General features: G+C 37.6%; 1 protein-coding gene. It reads left to right on the top strand.

All coding sequences use genetic code 11. From position 1 onward, the window contains the following. Positions 1-519, top strand: a 519-nt coding sequence (locus tag DXB63_RS17670) for a leucine-rich repeat domain-containing protein (RefSeq protein WP_199604243.1), incomplete at both ends; no start/stop codon positions are given.

Raw genomic sequence — 519 nt, 5'->3', positions numbered from 1 at the left:
GGCTTTTTCGAATATGCGTCTCAAGAAAATAAATTTTCCTGCCTCTTTAAAAAAGTTCTCAGCGGGTTCGTTCTGCGGATGCCACTGGATGGAAGTAGATCCTCTTGTCATTCCTGAAGGTATTACGGAAATTCCATGGGAGTGTTTTGCCCATTGCCAAAGTTTTCGGAAACTGGTACTGCCTCAATCATTAAAAATATTAGATGGTTTTTCATTTTATAACACCCGAATGGATGAAATGAATCTTCCGGAAGGACTGGATTCTATCGGGAATTCAGCGTTTTGGAGTTCTTTTTTATTAAGGAGAGTTGTGCTTCCTGAAAGTGCAATTCATTTGGGGATAGGTGCTTTTGCACAAACTGATAGTTTAAGGAGTATAAATATTCCACTTGGTGTCACTGAAATTCCTAATTTGTTTTTAGCTTACAGCAATGAAATAGATACTATTATTATACCTGATGGAGTAACTAGGATTGGAAACAGTGCCTTTCAAATGGATTATGACTTAAGCTATGTACG

This window comes from Bacteroides sp. OM05-12, assembly GCF_003438995.1.
In the GTDB taxonomy this organism is placed as follows: Bacteria; Bacteroidota; Bacteroidia; order Bacteroidales; family Bacteroidaceae; genus Bacteroides.
The sequence above is the reverse complement of the archived record's forward strand: the minus strand, read 5'-3'. Positions and strand labels throughout refer to the sequence as shown.